The 17,738-nt window shown below is 63.6% G+C and carries 12 protein-coding genes and 2 tRNA genes; 4 read left to right on the forward strand and 10 right to left on the reverse strand.

Annotated elements, in window-relative coordinates; all coding sequences use genetic code 11:
* Nucleotides 1-73 precede the first annotated feature (73 nt).
* The 3 genes from GCT13_RS23835 to GCT13_RS23845 form a co-directional block, all read right to left on the reverse strand.
* Nucleotides 74-1,297 carry an MFS transporter gene (locus GCT13_RS23835; protein ID WP_152762245.1) on the reverse strand — a complete coding sequence of 408 codons (1,224 nt, stop codon included), beginning with the start codon at nucleotides 1,295-1,297 and terminating at the stop codon, nucleotides 74-76.
* Nucleotides 1,298-1,931: 634 nt separating this feature from the next.
* Nucleotides 1,932-2,018: transfer RNA gene (locus GCT13_RS23840), tRNA-Leu, on the reverse strand.
* 231 nt (nucleotides 2,019-2,249) lie between these two features.
* Nucleotides 2,250-2,336 (reverse strand) — tRNA-Leu (locus tag GCT13_RS23845).
* A gap of 346 nt (nucleotides 2,337-2,682) precedes the next feature.
* On the opposite strand from GCT13_RS23845, the gene rnr reads away from it, so the two are divergent.
* The 4 genes from rnr to rpiA all read left to right on the forward strand — a co-directional run bounded on the left by rnr (nucleotide 2,683) and on the right by rpiA (nucleotide 7,741).
* On the forward strand, nucleotides 2,683-5,139 hold the full coding sequence (gene rnr / locus GCT13_RS23850; protein ID WP_152762247.1) for a ribonuclease R: 2,457 nt from the start codon (nucleotides 2,683-2,685) through the stop codon (nucleotides 5,137-5,139).
* Between the two features lie 106 nt (nucleotides 5,140-5,245).
* On the forward strand, nucleotides 5,246-5,989 hold the full coding sequence (gene rlmB / locus GCT13_RS23855) for a 23S rRNA (guanosine(2251)-2'-O)-methyltransferase RlmB (protein ID WP_152762249.1): 744 nt from the start codon (nucleotides 5,246-5,248) through the stop codon (nucleotides 5,987-5,989).
* Between the two features lie 46 nt (nucleotides 5,990-6,035).
* A complete protein-coding gene (locus tag GCT13_RS23860; RefSeq protein WP_152762251.1) occupies nucleotides 6,036-6,926 on the forward strand; it encodes an N-acetylmuramoyl-L-alanine amidase in 891 nt (296 codons plus the stop codon).
* A gap of 119 nt (nucleotides 6,927-7,045) precedes the next feature.
* Entirely contained in the window at nucleotides 7,046-7,741 is a 696-nt protein-coding gene (gene rpiA / locus GCT13_RS23865; RefSeq protein WP_152762253.1) for a ribose-5-phosphate isomerase RpiA, read from the forward strand.
* Nucleotides 7,742-7,841: 100 nt separating this feature from the next.
* Here the strand turns inward: rpiA and GCT13_RS23870 are convergent, their stop codons facing one another.
* The 7 genes from GCT13_RS23870 to GCT13_RS23900 form a co-directional block, all read right to left on the reverse strand.
* Nucleotides 7,842-9,101, reverse strand: a complete 1,260-nt coding sequence (locus GCT13_RS23870) for a glycosyltransferase family 4 protein (protein WP_152762255.1) — start codon at nucleotides 9,099-9,101, stop codon at nucleotides 7,842-7,844.
* 318 nt (nucleotides 9,102-9,419) lie between these two features.
* Nucleotides 9,420-10,589: a glycosyltransferase family 4 protein gene (locus GCT13_RS23875; RefSeq protein ID WP_152762257.1), complete on the reverse strand. Its 1,170-nt coding sequence runs from the start codon at nucleotides 10,587-10,589 to the stop codon at nucleotides 9,420-9,422.
* A 212-nt stretch (nucleotides 10,590-10,801) separates the two neighbouring features.
* Nucleotides 10,802-13,168, reverse strand: a complete 2,367-nt coding sequence (locus tag GCT13_RS23880) for a polysaccharide biosynthesis tyrosine autokinase (RefSeq protein ID WP_152762260.1) — start codon at nucleotides 13,166-13,168, stop codon at nucleotides 10,802-10,804.
* 25 nt (nucleotides 13,169-13,193) lie between these two features.
* Nucleotides 13,194-14,420 (reverse strand): polysaccharide biosynthesis/export family protein, encoded by a 1,227-nt coding sequence (locus GCT13_RS23885; RefSeq protein WP_152762262.1) that lies wholly within the window; start codon nucleotides 14,418-14,420, stop codon nucleotides 13,194-13,196.
* Between the two features lie 33 nt (nucleotides 14,421-14,453).
* Nucleotides 14,454-15,386 carry a glycosyltransferase family 2 protein gene (locus tag GCT13_RS23890; protein ID WP_321574576.1) on the reverse strand — a complete coding sequence of 311 codons (933 nt, stop codon included), beginning with the start codon at nucleotides 15,384-15,386 and terminating at the stop codon, nucleotides 14,454-14,456.
* A 20-nt stretch (nucleotides 15,387-15,406) separates the two neighbouring features.
* Nucleotides 15,407-16,804: an undecaprenyl-phosphate glucose phosphotransferase gene (locus GCT13_RS23895; protein ID WP_152762266.1), complete on the reverse strand. Its 1,398-nt coding sequence runs from the start codon at nucleotides 16,802-16,804 to the stop codon at nucleotides 15,407-15,409.
* A gap of 14 nt (nucleotides 16,805-16,818) precedes the next feature.
* A complete protein-coding gene (locus tag GCT13_RS23900; protein WP_090861816.1) occupies nucleotides 16,819-17,550 on the reverse strand; it encodes a Crp/Fnr family transcriptional regulator in 732 nt (243 codons plus the stop codon).
* Nucleotides 17,551-17,738: the final 188 nt, after the last annotated feature.

Here is a 17,738-nt window from a genome sequence, read left to right on the forward strand (position 1 = left end):
CGCCGTGGCGCCCTTATGTGATGTCGTGTGCTGCCGTGTGTCGTTGCTGGTTTGTTTCGTCGCTGCGCGGTGCTCAGTGTACCGTCGCTGTGACCTGTTCGGCGGATTGTGTCATATCGATGCCGCGCCGTTCTCGGCTGAAGAGGATCAGCACCGCGATCACGACGGCGACGACGCCCGCGACCACGGCCATCGCCATCGCGTAGTTGTTGTTATTGCTGACGGCGAACGACGCCTGCATCGTCGCGTTGACGGAAGCGAGCAGGTTGCCGAGCTGATAGACGAGTCCGGGGAACGTTGCGCGGATTTCGTCGGGCGAGATTTCGTTCAGATGCACGGGAATCACGCCCCATGCGCCCTGCACGGAGATCTGCATCAGGAACGCGCCGGCCGCGAGCGCGATGGCCGTGCTCGAGAACGCCCACAGCGGCAGCACGGGCAGTGCGATCAGCGCGGCGATGAAGATGGCGCGGCGGCGGCCGATGCGCTCCGAGAACGCGCCGAACGCAAGACCGCCGACGATCGCGCCGATGTTCAGCGTGATCGTGATCAGCGACACCGTGTGCGGATCGAAGTGATGCTGCTCGCGCAGGAAGGTCGGATACAGGTCCTGCGTGCCGTGCGAGAAGAAGTTGAAGGCCGTCATCAGGATGATCGCGTAGATCGACAGCACCCAGTTGCGCTTGAGCGTGACGAGCAGGCCGGGACGCGCGTGCTTTTCCATCGCGACCCACGCGGGCGATTCCTTCACGTGCGCGCGCACGTACATGACGAGCAGCGCGGGCAGCACGCCGACGAAGAACATGCCGCGCCAGCCGATGTATTGATAGAGCACGCCGAACACGATCGACGCCAGCAGATAGCCGCTCGGATAGCCCGCTTGCAGCAGGCCCGATACGAAGCCGCGCGCTTTCGGGGGCACGGTCTCCATCGTCAGCGCGGAGCCGACGCCCCATTCGCCGCCCATCGCAATGCCGAAGAAGGCGCGCAGGACGAGCAGCGTCGTGAGATTCGGCGAGAAGCCCGACAGCAGTTCGAGCAGCGAGTAGCACGCGATGTTGACCATCAGGGTCGGGCGGCGGCCGAACTTGTCGGCAAGACGTCCGAAAATCAGCGCGCCGAGCGGGCGCATCGCCAGCGTGAGCGTAATGCCGAATGCGACTTCCGGGATTTTCGTATTAAATTCCGCCGCGATATCTTTCAGGATAAAGACCATCAGAAAGAAATCGAATGCGTCGAGGGTCCAGCCTAGATATGCAGCGATCGTGACGTTTCTCTGTTCCCGAGTCCAGCTCATTTCAGTTGTTCTCCTGTCGACCTGAGTAACGCTTTAACGCTTGCTCTGGTCTCATGTAACCTGGTTGCAGTCTCCAATATCCCGTGCCGCCCAATGCCGTTTAAAGGGCAATTGCACGGCACGCCGCGCCCCGTATGCGAAGGCTCGAAGCGAGTGTACGCCGACCATTAAGCGGCTGCATGTAACGACACCGCCTTGTCGGTGGTAATCGCGCGGAAATCGAACGCGGAAACGGGAATAATGTTTTGTAAATGTAATTAATGTAGTTGTTTTGATTAGTTATGGTTTTTGTTTTGTAATTGTCGGGAATGGCAAATGCGCGTTCACCGCTCTTGTGGTCCGCGACAAGCAGGGCAATCGGATCTGGTGCGGCGTGGCAGGACGCCACTCGATAAGAGACTGCAAGCACAAGAACCGCACAAACAAAAAAACCCGCAAGCTGCTATTCGCTTTGCAGGGGACATCTGTTTAGTTGTGAGAGCGCGGTATCCAAGAGAGGGCTCGGTCACACAAGCGCGACCGCGGCTGCTCTTGCAAGCGCAGTCTTTCGAGGCCTCGCGCAAAGCGCGCAGGCGCTTTGCTTTCTGGGCCAGAAATGAAAAAAGGCCGGCATTTGCCGACCTTTTTAAATACGTGGTGCCCAGGAGAGGACTCGAACCTCCACGGTGTTGCCACCGCTAGGACCTGAACCTAGTGCGTCTACCAATTCCGCCACCTGGGCACGTCTCAAGCTAGACCGCTATTTTAGCGAGAAGAATCTGCGTGTCAATCGGTATTTCGAAAAACACTTCATCTTTTCGCTGGTTGTTCGCGCATCAAATGACTCGATGCGACCCGGTGACCAACCGGCCTGCCACTTCCGCAGCGCACTACACGCGGTTCAGGAACCGCAGCACGACGCGCTGCTCTCACAACAATGAAAAACCGCCCGGAGGCGGCTTTCATTTGAATCTGGTGCCCAAGAGAGGACTCGAACCTCCACGGTGTTGCCACCGCTAGGACCTGAACCTAGTGCGTCTACCAATTTCGCCACCTGGGCAAGGTGCGTTTGAAGCAGAGAAAGAGATTATAGCGTGTCGACGAACCGTGTCAAGCGTTTCTCGAAAACGTGCGCGCGGCACGTGCGATGTGCGTGAACACGCCGCGCGCATGTCGCGCAATCGCCCGCCGGGCGGCGCGTGGCGGGCAAGACGGGTGTTAGAATCCCCGCAATAGAAAGCTGGCACGGCGCATGGGCCCGTCGCGCGCATGACGGGCTACTGGGGCCGCGCCGCCGTCTTCCATCAGAAAGAGCAGTCGCAGTCACGAGTGCAGTTGCAGTCAGATAGAGCAGCGTCATCACACCCGCCGACGTCCACGCAACGAGAACAATCATCGACAAGCCCTTGAGCAAATATCCGTATCCGATTCCAAGCCGCGAAGAAATCCTCGGCGTGCTGCGCACGAGTGAGGCGCCGCTTGCAGCGAACGACATCGCCGAAGCACTGTCGATCAAGCGCCAGGAGCGCGAAGGGTTCTTCAAGCGCCTCGCCGCGATGGAGCGCGATGGCCAGATCAGACTCGATCAGCGCGGGCATTATCAGCTGACCCATCCGTCGAACTTCGTCGCGGGCCGCGTGCAGGGCCATCGCGACGGCTACGGTTTTCTGATCCGCGACGACGGCCAGGACGATCTGTTCCTGCCGACGGGCGAAATGCAGAAGGTCATGCACAACGATCGCGTGCTCGCGCGCATCGTCGGCTATGACCGGCGCGGGCGGCCCGAAGGTCACATCGTCGAGGTGACGGACCGCGCGAACAAGCGCGTGATCGGGCGCCTGCTGAACGAGAACGGCGCGCTGATCGTCGTGCCCGAAGAGAAGCGCATCGGCCACGACATCCTGATCACACAGAACACGAAGAAGGCGAAGGTCGGACAGGTCGTGGTCGTCGAGCTGACCGACTTTCCGAGCCGCCATTCGCAGCCGCTCGGGCGCGTCGTCGAAGTGCTCGGCGACATCGACGATCCCGGCATGGAAATCGAAATCGCCGTGCGCAAGTACGGCGTGCCGCACGAGTTCGGCCAGGCCGCGCTCGACGATGCCGCGAAGCTGCCGGACGAAGTGCGTCCCGTCGACATCAGACATCGCGTCGATCTGCGCGACGTGCCGCTCGTCACGATCGACGGCGAAGACGCGCGCGACTTCGACGATGCCGTCTACTGCGAGCCGATCAAGGTCGGACGGGGCGATGGTTTTCGCCTGATCGTCGCGATCGCCGACGTGTCGCATTACGTGCTGCCCGACAGCGGTCTCGATGTCGATGCGATCGAGCGCAGTACGTCCGTGTATTTCCCGCGCCGCGTGATTCCGATGCTGCCGGAAAAGCTGTCCAACGGGCTCTGCTCGCTCAATCCGCAGGTGGACCGCTGCGTGCTCGTGTGCGACATGGTGATCACCGCGCGTGGCGAGATCAAGGCGTATCAGTTCTATCCCGGCGTGATGCATTCGGCCGCGCGTCTCACGTACACGGAAGTCGCCGCGATCCTCACCAACACGAAGGGTCCCGAAGCCACGCGCCGCGCCGCGCTGCTGCCGCAACTGCAGCACCTGTACGGCGTCTACAAGTCGCTGTTCGCCGCGCGCCAGAAGCGCGGCGCGATCGACTTCGACACGACGGAGACGTACATCGTCTGCAATGCGCAGGGCAAGATCGAGCAGATCGTGCCGCGTCATCGCAACGACGCGCACAAGCTGATCGAGGAATGCATGCTGGCCGCGAACGTCTGCGCGGCCGACTTCATGAAGCGTAACAAGCACCCGGGCCTGTATCGCGTGCACGCGGGTCCGACGGCGGAGCGCCTCGAAAACCTGCGCACGTTCCTGCGCGGCATGGGCCTCACGCTCGGCGGCGGCGACACGCCGCACGCGAGCGATTACGCCGCGCTGATGGCGCACATCCGCGACCGGCCCGACGCGCAGATGCTGCAGACGATGCTGCTGCGCTCGATGCAGCAGGCTGTGTACAGCCCGGACAACATCGGCCACTTCGGTCTCGCGTATGAGGCGTATGCGCACTTCACGAGCCCGATTCGACGCTATCCCGATCTGCTCACGCACCGCGCGATTTACGCGATCCTGCAGGGCCGCAAGTACGAGCCGAAGACACCGCATGGCGTCGAGCTGAACACGGCGCTGTCGCCGCGCGCCCGCGCGCTGCAGGCCGAAGACGAAAAGCGCGGCGGCCGCGGCCGTCCGAACACGGCAATCTGGGAAGAGCTCGGCTTGCACTGCTCGGCGAACGAGCGCCGCGCCGATGAGGCATCGCGCGATGTCGAAGCGTGGCTCAAGTGCTATTTCATGCGCGACAAGCTCGGCGAAGAATATGGCGGCATGGTGAGCGGCGTGACGTCGTTCGGCATCTTCGTGCAGCTCGATGCGCTCTTCATCGAAGGGCTCGTGCATGTGACGGAACTCGGCTCCGATTACTTCCAGTACGACGAGATCAAGAACGAACTGCGCGGCGAACGTACGGGCATTCGCTATCGTTTGTCGGATCGCGTGCGCGTGCAGGTGAGCCGCGTCGATCTCGACGCGCGCAAGATCGATTTCCGTCTCGTGCGCGATCTGCCTGTGAAGCCGCAAGCGCATCGCGCGACGTCGGCGGAGAAGGCAAACGATCTCGGCGGTCCGCGCATGCGTTCGATCGAACGCGCGGAGCCTGTCGATGGCGCGCGCCGCAAGAAGGCCGCGCCTGCGCAAACGGCGGCCGTGAAGGAAGCGCGCGCGGCGCGCAAGGCGGGCGCGTCGAAGAAGCGTCCGGCGTCGAAGTCGTCCGCGAAGCCTGCGCGCAAGAAACGTTGATTCTGTTGTAACGCCGCGCGCGTTTTCACTGCGCGCGGCGCCCGTTCTCATCGGGCGCGCCTCAAACGTTTTCGCCAGGCGCGCTCATTCAAAGGTTGTTTCAGTCATGTCACGTCTCAAGGTTCTCTACGGTTTTCACGCGGTGACGGCGCGCTTGCGTCACGATTCATCGACGGTCGAGGAAATCTTTTACGACCAGTCGCGCCGCGATCGCCGGATGAACGAGTTTCTCGCCGTGGCGAAAGAGGCGGGCGTGCGTCTGATCGCCGCCGACGAAACGCGCCTGTGGGGCCTCGCGCATACGGAGCGGCATCAGGGCGTCGTCGCGCGCGCGGGGGACCTGCCGCTCGCGCAGAATCTCGCGGAACTGCTCGACGGGATTCAGGGCTCGGCGTTGCTGCTGGTGCTCGACGGCGTTACCGATCCGCACAATCTCGGCGCGTGTCTGCGCGTCGCCGATGCGGCGGGCGCGCATGCCGTCATCGCGCCGCGCGATCGTGCCGTCGGGCTGAACGCGACGGCGGCGAAAGTCGCAAGCGGCGCGGCCGATACGGTGCCTTACATCACCGTCACAAATCTTGCGCGCGCATTGCGCGAGCTGAAGGATGCCGGCGTGTGGGTCGTCGGAACGGCGGGCGATGCGACGGCGTCGTTGTACGAGACGAAGCTCGATGGTCCCGTGGCGCTCGTGATGGGCGCTGAGGGCGAGGGCATGCGCAGGCTCTCGCGCGATACCTGCGATGAGGTGATGCACATTCCGATGGCAGGCTCGGTCGAGAGCCTGAACGTTTCCGTCGCTTCGGGCGTGTGCCTGTTCGAGGCCGTGCGGCAGAGGTCGGTGAAGAAGTAACCGTCACGATGCGAAGCCACGACCGAGGCCGTAGCGTTCGGATCTTATGAATCGACAAGCTGCTTTCCAGATCGAAGCCGTTCGCCGCGCGCTCTCCGTTGCGCTCGCAGTGCTGCTCACCGCTGCGTGCACGACGAACATCGTCGAGCGCGGCACCTACTATGCCGACACCTCTCGCCACGCGCAGTACGCCGATACCCGCATCCGCTTTCTCGTGATGCACTACACCGAAATCGACGAAGCGCAGTCGCTCGATGTCCTGACGAATGAGCAGGTCAGCGCGCACTACGTCGTGCCGGATCATCCGCGCGAGAAGAGCGGCGAGCCCATCGTCTGGCAGCTCGTGCCCGAGTCGCAGCGCGCATGGCACGCGGGCCTCAGCTACTGGCAGGGCACGACGGAACTGAACGCCGCGTCGATCGGCATCGAGAACGTGAACGTCGGCCCCATCGACACGCCGCAAGGCCGCACGTGGCAGCCGTATCCGCCCGGGCAGGTCGACGCGATGATCCGCCTCGCAAAGGACATTGTCACGCGCTATGGCATTCCGCCGACGCGTGTCGTCGGCCACAGCGATATCGCGCCGCAACGCAAGATCGATCCGGGTCCGCTCTTTCCGTGGAAGCAGCTGTACGACGCGGGCGTCGGCGCGTGGCCCGACGATGCGACGGTCGCGAAAGAACTCGCGGGCCGCGATCCGCATGCGAGCGCCGACGTGCGCGCGCTCCAGCAGAAGCTCGCGCGCTACGGCTACGAAGTGGCGACGGACGGCGTGCTCGACGACAAGACGCGCCGCGTCTTTGCCGCGTTCCAGATGCACTTTCGTCCCGCCGACTATTCGGGCGATCCGGACGCGCAAACCGATGCGATTGCGCAGGCCTTGCTCGACAAGTACATGCCGCAGGCGGCGTCAGAACCGGCTCAGTCGGCGCCATGAATGCACGTCGCGCGCGAAGGGCGCGCGACATCCGCGACGAGTCGTGAGCAATAAATCCGGCCTCGCGCGCCGACTCCGGTAAACTTGCGCTTTTCCGCCTGCCTTGGCATTTCCTCACCATGACTCAAGACGAACTCAAGCAACTGGTCGGCCAGGCTGCCGCCGACTATGTCCTCGCGAACGTACCGCAAGGCGCTGTGATCGGCGTCGGCACCGGCTCGACCGCGAACTGCTTCATCGACGCGCTGGCCGCGCACAAGTCGCGCTATCGCGGCGCCGTGTCCAGCTCGGTCGCGACCACGGCGCGCCTGCAATCGCACGGCATTCAGGTTTTCGATTTGAACGACGTCGAATCGCTGCCCGTGTACGTCGACGGCGCCGATGAAATCGATCACGGCGGCGCGATGATCAAGGGTGGCGGTGGCGCGCTCACGCGCGAAAAAATCGTCGCGTCGGTAGCGGAGAAATTCGTGTGCATCGCCGACGCGAGCAAGCGCGTCGATGTGCTCGGCCAGTTTCCGCTGCCCGTCGAAGTCGTGCCGATGGCGCGCACGGCGATCGGCCGCCGCATCACGGCGATGGGCGGCGTGCCCGTCGTGCGCGTGACGAAGGACGGCTCGCCCTATATCACCGACAACGGCAACGAGATCATCGACGTCAAGGGGCTGCGGATCAGCGATCCACGCGCGGTCGAAGCGCAGATCAACGCGTGGCCGGGCGTCGTCACGGTGGGCCTCTTCGCCGCGCGCGGCGCGGACCTGTGCCTGCTCGGCATGGAGAAGGGCGTCGAGACGATCGACTATTCGCAAGTCTGACCGGCCCGCACGAGTACGCACATGATGCGCGTGATGCGCATATGACACGCGCGCTGCCTCGCACTCCAGCGAGGCAGCGCCGCTTCAACGGTTTCACAAGTCAAACAGCAACGTCTCCGATCGCGCGAGACATCTGCCGCAAATACGCATCGAGGGAGAAATTCCGCTGCGCATCGGCGCGTCCTTGCGCCGCGAGTCGTTGCGCGAGCATCGGATCATCGCGCAATGCGGTCATTGCCGCGACGAGCTCATCGACATTGCCCGGCGCGACGAGCCATCCGTTCTCGCCGTGCGTGACGATCTCTTTCACGCCACCCGCCGCCGTCGCAATGACAGCGCGTTCCGCCATCATGCCTTCGACGATCACGCGTCCAAACGGCTCCGCTTCCGTCGACGTATGCACGATCACGTCCATCGCGCTCATCCACGCGGGCACGTCGTCGCAGAAGCCCGCGAAGTGCACGCGATCGGCGACGCCCAGCGCTTGCGCCTGGCGATGCAGTTCACGCTCGTATTCGTGCTCGCCAAAGAGCGCCGCGCCCGCCAGCACGAGATGCGCGCCGGGCAGCCGCGCGAGCGCCGCCAGCGCGACGTGCTGACCTTTCCACGGCGCGAGGCGCCCGAACAGGCCGGCAAGCCATGCGTCTTCCGGCAGACCGAGACGACGGCGCAGCGCCGCGCGGTCTTGCGCATCGGGCACAGCGAAGGCAGCCGCATCGATCCCGTTGTGCACGACGCGAACGGGGTAATCAGGACGTAGCGTCAATGAAACGAGTGCATCGGCCGATGCACGCGAGTTGGCGATCACATGATCGACGGCATGAAGCGCGAGCCAGCGCACGATCGTCAGTTGCATCCTGCCGAAGTGATCGCGCGACAGAATATCGTGCAGATACCAGACGACGGGACGCCCGTGCAACAGCTTGCCGAACGCGCCCAGCACGAGCGCTTTCTGCGAGTTGAGGAACACGAGATCGTACCGGCGAGCCTTGCGCGCGATCGACACCACCTGTCCGGCGATTGCAGGCAATGCGCCTAACCATGCGAAGCGGAGCGCATCGCGACGCACGCCGGAAATCCGCGCATTAGCGGACACATCGACGGATACGCCCGCGCTTTCCAGACGCTCGCGAAACGGGCCATCTGAAAGCAGCAACACGTTGCCACGCGAAGCCCAATGACGCGCGAGCGGCAGCAGTGCGAATTCGGCGCCACCGAGTTCGCCGCTCTGATCGATGAACAGCACAGTGGGTGGCTTGTTCTCGAAGGCCGCTTCTGCGTGTGGCGTTTCGACTTGCGCGATGCCTTGCGCAACGATGTCGCCGATGACGGCGGCGTGAGTCGGATCGGATGGAGTCATCTCGCAAGCGCAAACAGGTGGTGGCGTCATTATTTGCCGCGCTTCCCGGCGGCACTGTTGGACGACGCACGCAGGCGCCCATCAGTGCGGTGTGTCGTGGCCATGGATCGTGCGCGTGTCGTTTCGGACCATCGTCGTGCTGGTGCGTCGACGGCGTGATGGCCGTGTCGCAGAGCACGCTCTCGCAGCGCGAGGCATGATCTGCAAGTGAGGGAAGCGGCCGTGGTCGTCGTGATCTCGAGGCGACAACGACGAGCTTCAATAACCGATCGCAAAGCGGGCTGTGTGCCCGGCTGTCTGCCGCACTTCAATCGCTTTTCAACCGACCTTCAGACGCAGCCTGTCGGCCGCTTCGTGATCGAGCGGCTGGGGCTGCGCATGCGCGGCGACCGTTCGCATCACTTCGATCATGAACGCGCGCCGGAAGATCGCCGATGAAAATCGCTCGGCATTCGTGCGGCACGCCTGTGCGGTGATATCGACGTTATGCTGCTCGAAAAGCGAAATGGCCGCATGCATCGAAGTCACCGTCTGTTCATGGAAGTGCACGCCCGTCGGATACGGCTCGCCATACGGGATCACGGTTTCGAGCGCGCCACCCTTGCCGTACGCGATCACGGGTGTGCCGCATGCCTGTGCTTCGACGACGGCAATCCCGAAGTCTTCTTCGGCGGCGAATACGAACGCGCGGGCGCGCTGCATGTGATCGCGCAGCACGTCGAACGGCTGATAGCCCATGATCGTGATGTTGGGTTTCGCCTTCGCGCGAATCTCCGCCATCTGCGGGCCGTCGCCTATCACGACGAGGCGCCGCTCGGGCGTGGCCGCGAACGCTTCGACGATCAGGTCCATCCGCTTGTACGGCACCATCCGCGAAGCCGTCAGATAGAAATCGTCCTTGTTCGCGCGCATCTCGAACGCCTGCACGTCGACGGGCGGCGGCACCACGGCGGCCTCGCGGCGGTAGGCCTTCATGATCCGCCGCGCGACGAAGCGCGAATTGGCGATCAGCTGATCGACGCCGTTCGCGGTGCGCGCGTCCCAGTTGCGCAGCCGATGCAGCACCAGGCGGGCCGCCCACGAACGCGGGCCGCTCGTGAGATGCGCTTCACGCAGATATTGATGCTGCAGATCCCACGCGTAGCGGATCGGCGAATGCACGTAGCTCACATGGGTCTGATCGGGGCCGACCAGCACGCCCTTCGCGACGGCATAGGAACTGGTGATGACGAGGTCGTACGCGGTCAGATCGAACTGCTCGATCGCAAGCGGCATCAGCGGCAGATAGCCGCGATAGCGGCGTCGCGCGAAAGGCAGCTTCTGGACGAACGAGGTCTGCACGGACTTGCCGCGCACGACCGACCGGTCCTCCAGAAAATCGACCAGACTGAACAGGTCGGCGTCCGGGAAGCATTCGATGATCTGCTGCAGTACTTTTTCCGCACCGCCGGACACGACCAGCCAGTCGTGGACGATAGCCACTTTCATGATGGCGACTCCTCGCTGAGCGCAACATGATGCCTTTGAGAAAAAATAACCGGTTCCAGGTCGCGCGTAAGTGCGGGCGAGCACACATGACACGCTCGCGGCGCATGCGGATGCAAATGCGCAAAGTGCGTCCGCAACGAAACAGGCCGCGCATTTCGTCGGACGACGAGATGCGCGGCCTGTTTGCGGGAGACCCGAAAGGTCAGCTGACGCTAGTCCGCCTTGTGGCTGATATCGAGCGCCGTATACGTATATTTGTACTCGGTGCCGTCATAACGTCCGCTGTGCTTCGGCGGAATCGCGTTCATCACGCCACCGATCACATGCGCGCGTGCGCGGCGCAGCTTCTTCAGCGACATGCGGATGTCGCGCTCGGTATGCGCGCCCGAGCGGATCACAAGGACGGTGGCGCCCGCAACGTTCGAGATGATCGCCGCGTCGGCGGCTGCGAGCAGCGGCGGCGTATCGACGATCACGAGATCGAATTGCGCGGACAACAGATCGAGCACCTCGGCGAAGCGGTTCGACGTGAGGATTTCCGATGGATTCGGCGGATAGCCGCCCGCCGCGATGAAATGCAGACCGGACACGCCCGTTTCGCGCGTCGCGACTTTCAGATCGACCTGGCCCGTCAGCAGTTCCGTCAGTCCGCCGTTGGGCGAGCGTCCGAAGTAGTGTGCAAGACGTCCGCGCCGCAGGTCGGCGTCGATCAGCAGCACGCGCTTGCCGGACTCCGCGAAGAGCGTCGCGAGATTCGCGCACAGGAAGCTCTTGCCGTCCGATGGGGCAGGACTCGTGAACGCGACGATCCGGTTCGCGGCATCGATCAGACCGAATTGCAGCGACGCGCGCAAGCCGCGCAGGCCTTCGACGGAGATATCGAACGGATGCGTCTTCGACAGCAGCGTCCGCGTGGCCGCATACGGCGACGGAATAATGGTCTGCGTATTCACAGGCTCGCGAACGGGCGCGCCCGTTTTCAGCGCGAACGATCTCACGAGGCGCGTCAGTCCCGCCGGCAACTTGCGAGCATTGCCGCCCGGCAGCTTCGATGTCGTCGCTGAACCGGACAGCAGCATGCGGTCGCCGCGCAGCTGCTGCTGGCTCATCGCGATCGCGCCGAAAATCGGCAGCTGAAAGCGCCGCTCGACGAACTCGGGGTCGGCGATGCCCTGGAAGAACGTGCGGCGGCAGAACGCGAACAGAATGCCGGCGAGTATGCCCAGCACCGTGCCCGCCGAGATGATCAGCGCGGGGTTCGGACGCACGGGCGACGACGGCACCAGCGCTTCGTCGATGATATGCACGTTGCCCATGGTGCCCGCGCGCGTGATCGAAAGCTCCTGGATGCGGTTGAGCAGCAGCACGTAGATTTCTTCGGCAACCTTGGCGTCACGTTGCAGCGACATCGCTTCGCGCTCCGAGCCGGGCAGCGTCTTGAACTGATCCTCGAAGCGGCCGCGCTCGCGGGTCATCGCCGAGAGCTGCGCGTCGACGGTTTTGACTTCCGGGCTGTCTTCGGTGAAGCGCGTGAGCAGCTGCGCGCGTGCAATGCGCAACTGCGCGATCTGCTTCTCGTACTCGATGCCGCCCGACAGATAGATGCTCGCCTCCTGGGTCGGCTGGAACGAGCCGCTGCGGCGCTGGTATTCGGAAAGCGCCGTCTCTGCGCGCGTCACCTCTTCGCGCAGGCGCGGCATTTCGCTGTTGAGGAACGACAGCATGTGGCTCGCTTCTTCCTGCGCGCTTTCCTGCCGGTGCTTCAGGTAGGAAGCGGCGGCGGCGTTCGTGATCGCCGTGATCTGCCGCGGATCGGTGCCCATGTACGACAGCTGCACGATGCCCGTGTCGTGGCCTTTCTCGGTGACTTGCAGTCCGTTGGCGAGTCCCAGGACGGCGTCGAGCTGATTGAAGCGCATCACATGAAACTCGGTGTCCGGACGGGCGACGAGCTTCGTCACCTTCAGCGTGACGCCGTTGCCCTCGGCCTGCGTGCCGGCTCGACCCGTCAGCAGCGTAGCGCCGTTCGGATCGAGCAACTGATAGCGGCCGTCGCCGAGCGCGCGCACCGTCAGCATCGCGCCTTCCAGGCTCTTCGGAACCGAGAGCGAATCGACCGCGAACAGCTCGCCGCCCCACGCATACGAGCGCATGCCGAAGAGCGCATTGAGGGGATGCCCCGGCCGCGCGAACATCGACGTCAGCTTGCCGAGAATCGGTATCGTGTTCGGCCACGCGCTGAAGTTCAGCTTGAACTGCTCGACGACGGGCTCGACCACCGCGCGGCTTTTCATGATCTCGACTTCGGCCTCGGTGTGCATGCCGCCCGACGGCACGAGCGACGCCAGCTTCGAATTGCCGCCCGCATTGCCGCCGTTGCCGGAATCGACCTGCACGAGCGCATCGGCGGAATAGACGCGCACCTGGATGTGCGCGTAGAGCACCGAGCACGCGATCACCAGCGCCGCGATGCCGATGACCCACCAGATCTGCTCGATGATGATTCTCAGCAGATCGCGCATCACCGCATCTTCGTCGTTGCCCGACGGAGAGTCTTCCATCATGTCGTACGTACTCATTGTTTTCTCCATCGCGTCTCGACCATCAGCGAGCGAGTTCCTTCGTAAAGAAGAGCGTTTGCAGTGCCGGCGTGATCGTGTCGAGGATGCGGTTGAAGCGCGCGACGCTCGCAACCTGCACGTACACCACGTCCTTCGGCTGCAGCTGGAATTGCGTCATCAACATGATCGCGTCGACCTGTGTCATGTCGAGCCTGTACACATCGGGCGCCAGTGACCTGTCCGCGCCCGGTGACTTGTCCGCGCCCAGTGACTTGTCGACGCCGCGAATCACGTAGATCGAGCGGGGATCGGCGTTGCGCACATCGAGACTGTTGACGCCCGCGATCGCGTCGGCGAGCGTGAGCTTGCCGCGGTTCATCGGCAGCGAAGTGGGCCTGACGACTTCACCGAGCACGAACACGCGGCTGTTCGAGCGATCGGGGATGTCGACGAGGTCGCCGTCTTTCAGGATCACGTTCTGGTTCGGGTCGCCCGTTTCAAGCAACGAAGCGACGTCGACGCGATAGCGCACGCCGTTGCGCGTGATGCCTACGTCCTGCAGATCCGCGTCCGTCTGCGCGCCGCCTGCGCGATTGATCGCGTCGAGCACGGACAGCGGCAGGTCGGTGATCGATTCAGGCGTCGGATTCCGCACATTGCCCGTCACCTGCACGATCTGGCTATTGAAGCCCGACACGCGCACGTCGATCTGCGGATCGCGAATGGTCTTGCTGATCGCCTTCGTCAGGAGTTCCTGCACTTGCCGCGTCGTCTTGCCGAGTACCTTTACGCGGCCCGCGCGCGGGAAGAAGATCGTGCCGTCGCGCGCGACGCGCACGGCAAGGCCGCTTTCACCGCCCGTCGATGGCGAAAGCGCGGCTATCGTGCTGCCCTGGGGAGACGCCAGATTACCCGGCGTCGCGCCGCCCGCTGCTCCCTGCGGGATGGGCGGCAGGTTGACGCCGCCGCCCGTCAGTTCCGGATGGTCCCAGACGATGATGGTCAACTGGTCGTTGACTCCGATCTGGTAATCGTAAGTGGCTCGCTCCTCGGGCGTGAGGCACTTCAGCGGACAGACGGAAGGCTTCGCGGCCGCGCGCTCCTGAGCAAAGTAAGCGATATCGATCGGCGTGACCTCGTACTTCGGCGCCGCGTACTGCGGCTGCCGGCTGGTGTCGAGCCGGTCCGAGTCGAGAAACGGTCCGGGCGCGATCGCGCACGCACCCAACGACAGGCAGGTCAGCCCGGCGAGCAATATTCTGATGGTCATGATCGCAATTCCCCCGTATGTGCCAGCGTTCCGCTAACGGATGGCTTCGTGCCACGCGCGATGCATCGCACGCAGTCCGACCCACCATTTACGCAACGCAAGCGTGATGCTTTCGCCGCCCGCCGCGAGCGTCAGCGCGCGCACGAGACCGGGGTCCGCGCGATTGCCGATGAGCGTCACGTAGGCGACGAATGCCCAACGGCCGATCGACGACAGGTGCTCGCACATGATCAGCCGCAGGTTGAACGACGCGTTATAAAAAGCCGCGGCATTGAAAATGTGGCGCTGGTCCTCGTCGCCACGCACGGCCGGGTAATGCTCGACAAGCAGGTTCGGGTCGTAGACGAGCGTCCATCCGCGCCGGACTACTTCCAGACAGAAAGCCATTTCGCAATGCACCTGCGCGCCGTTGCCGCGCAGACGCTGATCGAAACGCACCGGGCCGATGGCATCGCGGCGAAACGCCATGTTCACGCCCTTGAGCACCTGCACGACGCGCGGTGCGCCGCAACCGATGTGATGATTGCCGATCGCGCGTCCATACCAGCGCACGAGACCGACCGCTTTTTTGTGTCCCGTGAGAACCGCATTGCGCTCGTGAACGATGTCCCGCCCGCCGATGCCGCCGAGCGTTCGATCGTTTGCGAACGCGGCATCGATACGCGCGACCCAGTCCGCGTGCGGCGCGGCATCGTCGTCGGTGAAGCAGACGATGTCGCCCGTTGCGGATTCGATGCCGAGGTTATAGGCGGCGACGACGCCCGCGATCGTGACGTGCGCGACCTGCACGCGAATGCCGCGATGCGTGTCGGCATGGCGCGCGAGCCATTCGAGCGTAGGGCGATCGTCGGCGCGCGCGATCACCACGACCTGATCGGGCCGCCTCGTCTGCGCATCGAGCGCGGCGAGGCAGCGTGCGAGATCGCCTACGCGTCGATACGTCGGCACGACCACAGAGACTTTCACGTTGAACCCCGTACCTTCTTTCAATAAGCGTTGTGGCCCACAAAGCCCTTGAATATCGTCATCAGCACGATGCGCATGTCGAACCAGAACGACCAGTTGTGGATATAGAAGAGGTCGAACTTCACGCGCGCTTCCATTTTTTCGATCTTGCTGGTACTGCCGCGATAGCCGTTCACCTGCGCCCATCCGGTGATGCCCGGCTTGATGCGATACCGGTACATGTAGCCGTACACCAGATCCTTGTAGAGGTCATCGTGTTCGAGTGCATGCGGGCGCGGCCCGACAACCGACATTTGCCCGAGCAGCACGTTCAAGAATTGCGGCAGCTCATCCATGCTCGTGCGCCGCATGAACGCGCCGATCCTCGTCACGCGCGCATCGAATCGCGCTGCCTGCGTCAGTTGTCCATGCGATTCGTGATGCACGGTCATCGAACGGAACTTGTAGATCGAAAACGGTCGTCCGTCGATGCCCTTGCGCTCCTGGGTGAAGAACACCGGCCCCGGCGAACTGAGCCGCACGGCAAGCGCGAGGATCGCGAAGACGGGAGCCAGCGCGACCAGCACGACGAGCGCGAACAGGCGGTCGAATATCAGCTTCGGCCACATCTGGATCGACGAGACGGGCGTTGCATCGAGGTTGATCGTGGGCAGCCCGGCCACGCTGACGATCTCGTGATTGAACAGCGACAGGCTGCGCACGTCGGGCACGAAGCGCAGGTTCACGAAGTCGTGCTGGAACGTCCGGCGAAACCGATAGATCACATGCTCATCGGAAAGCGGCAACGCGAGCCACACCTCGTTGATGTGCTCGTCGCGGACCTTCTTCGCGAACTCGTCGAGGTCGCGCAGCATCGGCAATCGCCCTGCGCGCGCCCGCTCGCCCGTGTCGAGGACGTCGCCCATATCGGCGCTGGTGTCGAACAGGCACACCGGCTTGAAGCCCGCCTGCGGCGCGCGCTCGAGGCGCGCCATCAGCGTGCGGGTAAAGCCAGGCGCACCAACGAGCGCGACCGTGCGAAAGTTCAGTCCGCGCCGGCGCATCATCCGCAATCCCAGATGCGCGGCGAACTTCGTCGCGAGAATCATCGTCCCGGAGACCACCGTCGCATACCCAAACCAGAGGCGCGACACGGTGTCCATCCGATGCAGCGTGAAGACGAGGACGAGCCCGAGCGCGACCGCGACGAGCCATGCTATCGCGACGCGCCCGAGCATCACGGCGAGCGGCTTTCCGCGCCACGTTTCGTAGATGCCGAACGTGGGAAAGAGCAGCAGCACCAGCACGCAATTGAACGCGATCAGCAGCTTCTCGTTATCCGCGAGTTCGTACGAAGCGGGAAACCGTGCCCAATGGGCGATGAGCGCGCCTGCAATCACGAAGATCGCGTCGAGGCAACGCGCAACGTTCCTGAACATAATGGAGCCTTAGCTCACACGGTTTCCGCTTGATGCAGGCGCGGCAGCAGACGGTCGAATTCGCGTTTCACGAGGCCATAGCATTCGCATGCGCGGGCTTCGAGACCTTTGCGGTCCAGCACGCGGATATGGCCGCGGCTGTGATGGATCAGGCCGTCGTTGTGCAGCTTGCCCGCCGCTTCCGTGATGCCTTCGCGGCGCACGCCGAGCATGTCGGCGATCAGTTGCTGCGTGACGGAAAGATCATCCGATGCGACGCGATCGACCTCGATCAGCAGCCACCGGCAAAGCTGCTTGCTCAGCGAATGATGGCGGTTGCAGGCGGCCGTCTGCGCGACCTGCGTGAGCAGCGCATGCATGTAGAGCAGCATCAGGCGGCGCAGGAAGTCCGAGCGCGCGAAGTGCTGGCGCAGCGCTTGTGCCGACATCCGGTACGCGAATCCCGAGCACTGCACCTGCACGCGGTTCGGCATCGTCTCGCCGCCCGTGAGCACGGGCACGCCCGTCATGCCTTCGCGGCCTACCGCGGCGATCTCGACCGAGCCGCCGTCTTCCATCGTCGACAGCATCGAAATGATCGCCGTGGTGGGGAAGTAGACGTGATGAATCCGTTGGCCGGAATCGCACAGCAGTTGTTCCGTGCGCAGATGAACGAGTTCGAGGTGAGGGGCAATGGCCTGCCACTCGTGGGAGGGCAATGCGCCGAGCAAGTGGTTGCCGTGCAGGTCGGATTGAAGCGTAAGCATGATCGGTCCTCGCAAGAAGCCGCGCGCTGCACGACTCCCTTATTTTTTAACCCGGTGCTGTGCTTCTTTTTGGCTTGCCGCCTGGCTTGCGGCAAGAAGCGTACAGACCGGCCCCGTCAAACCATTCGCGAATGCGCCCGTTCAAGTTCTGTCATTCACGCTGGTGATCACTGCGCCGGGTATTTAGC

It is taken from the genome of Paraburkholderia franconis (assembly GCF_009362735.1).
In the GTDB taxonomy this organism is placed as follows: Bacteria; Pseudomonadota; Gammaproteobacteria; order Burkholderiales; family Burkholderiaceae; genus Paraburkholderia; species Paraburkholderia franconis.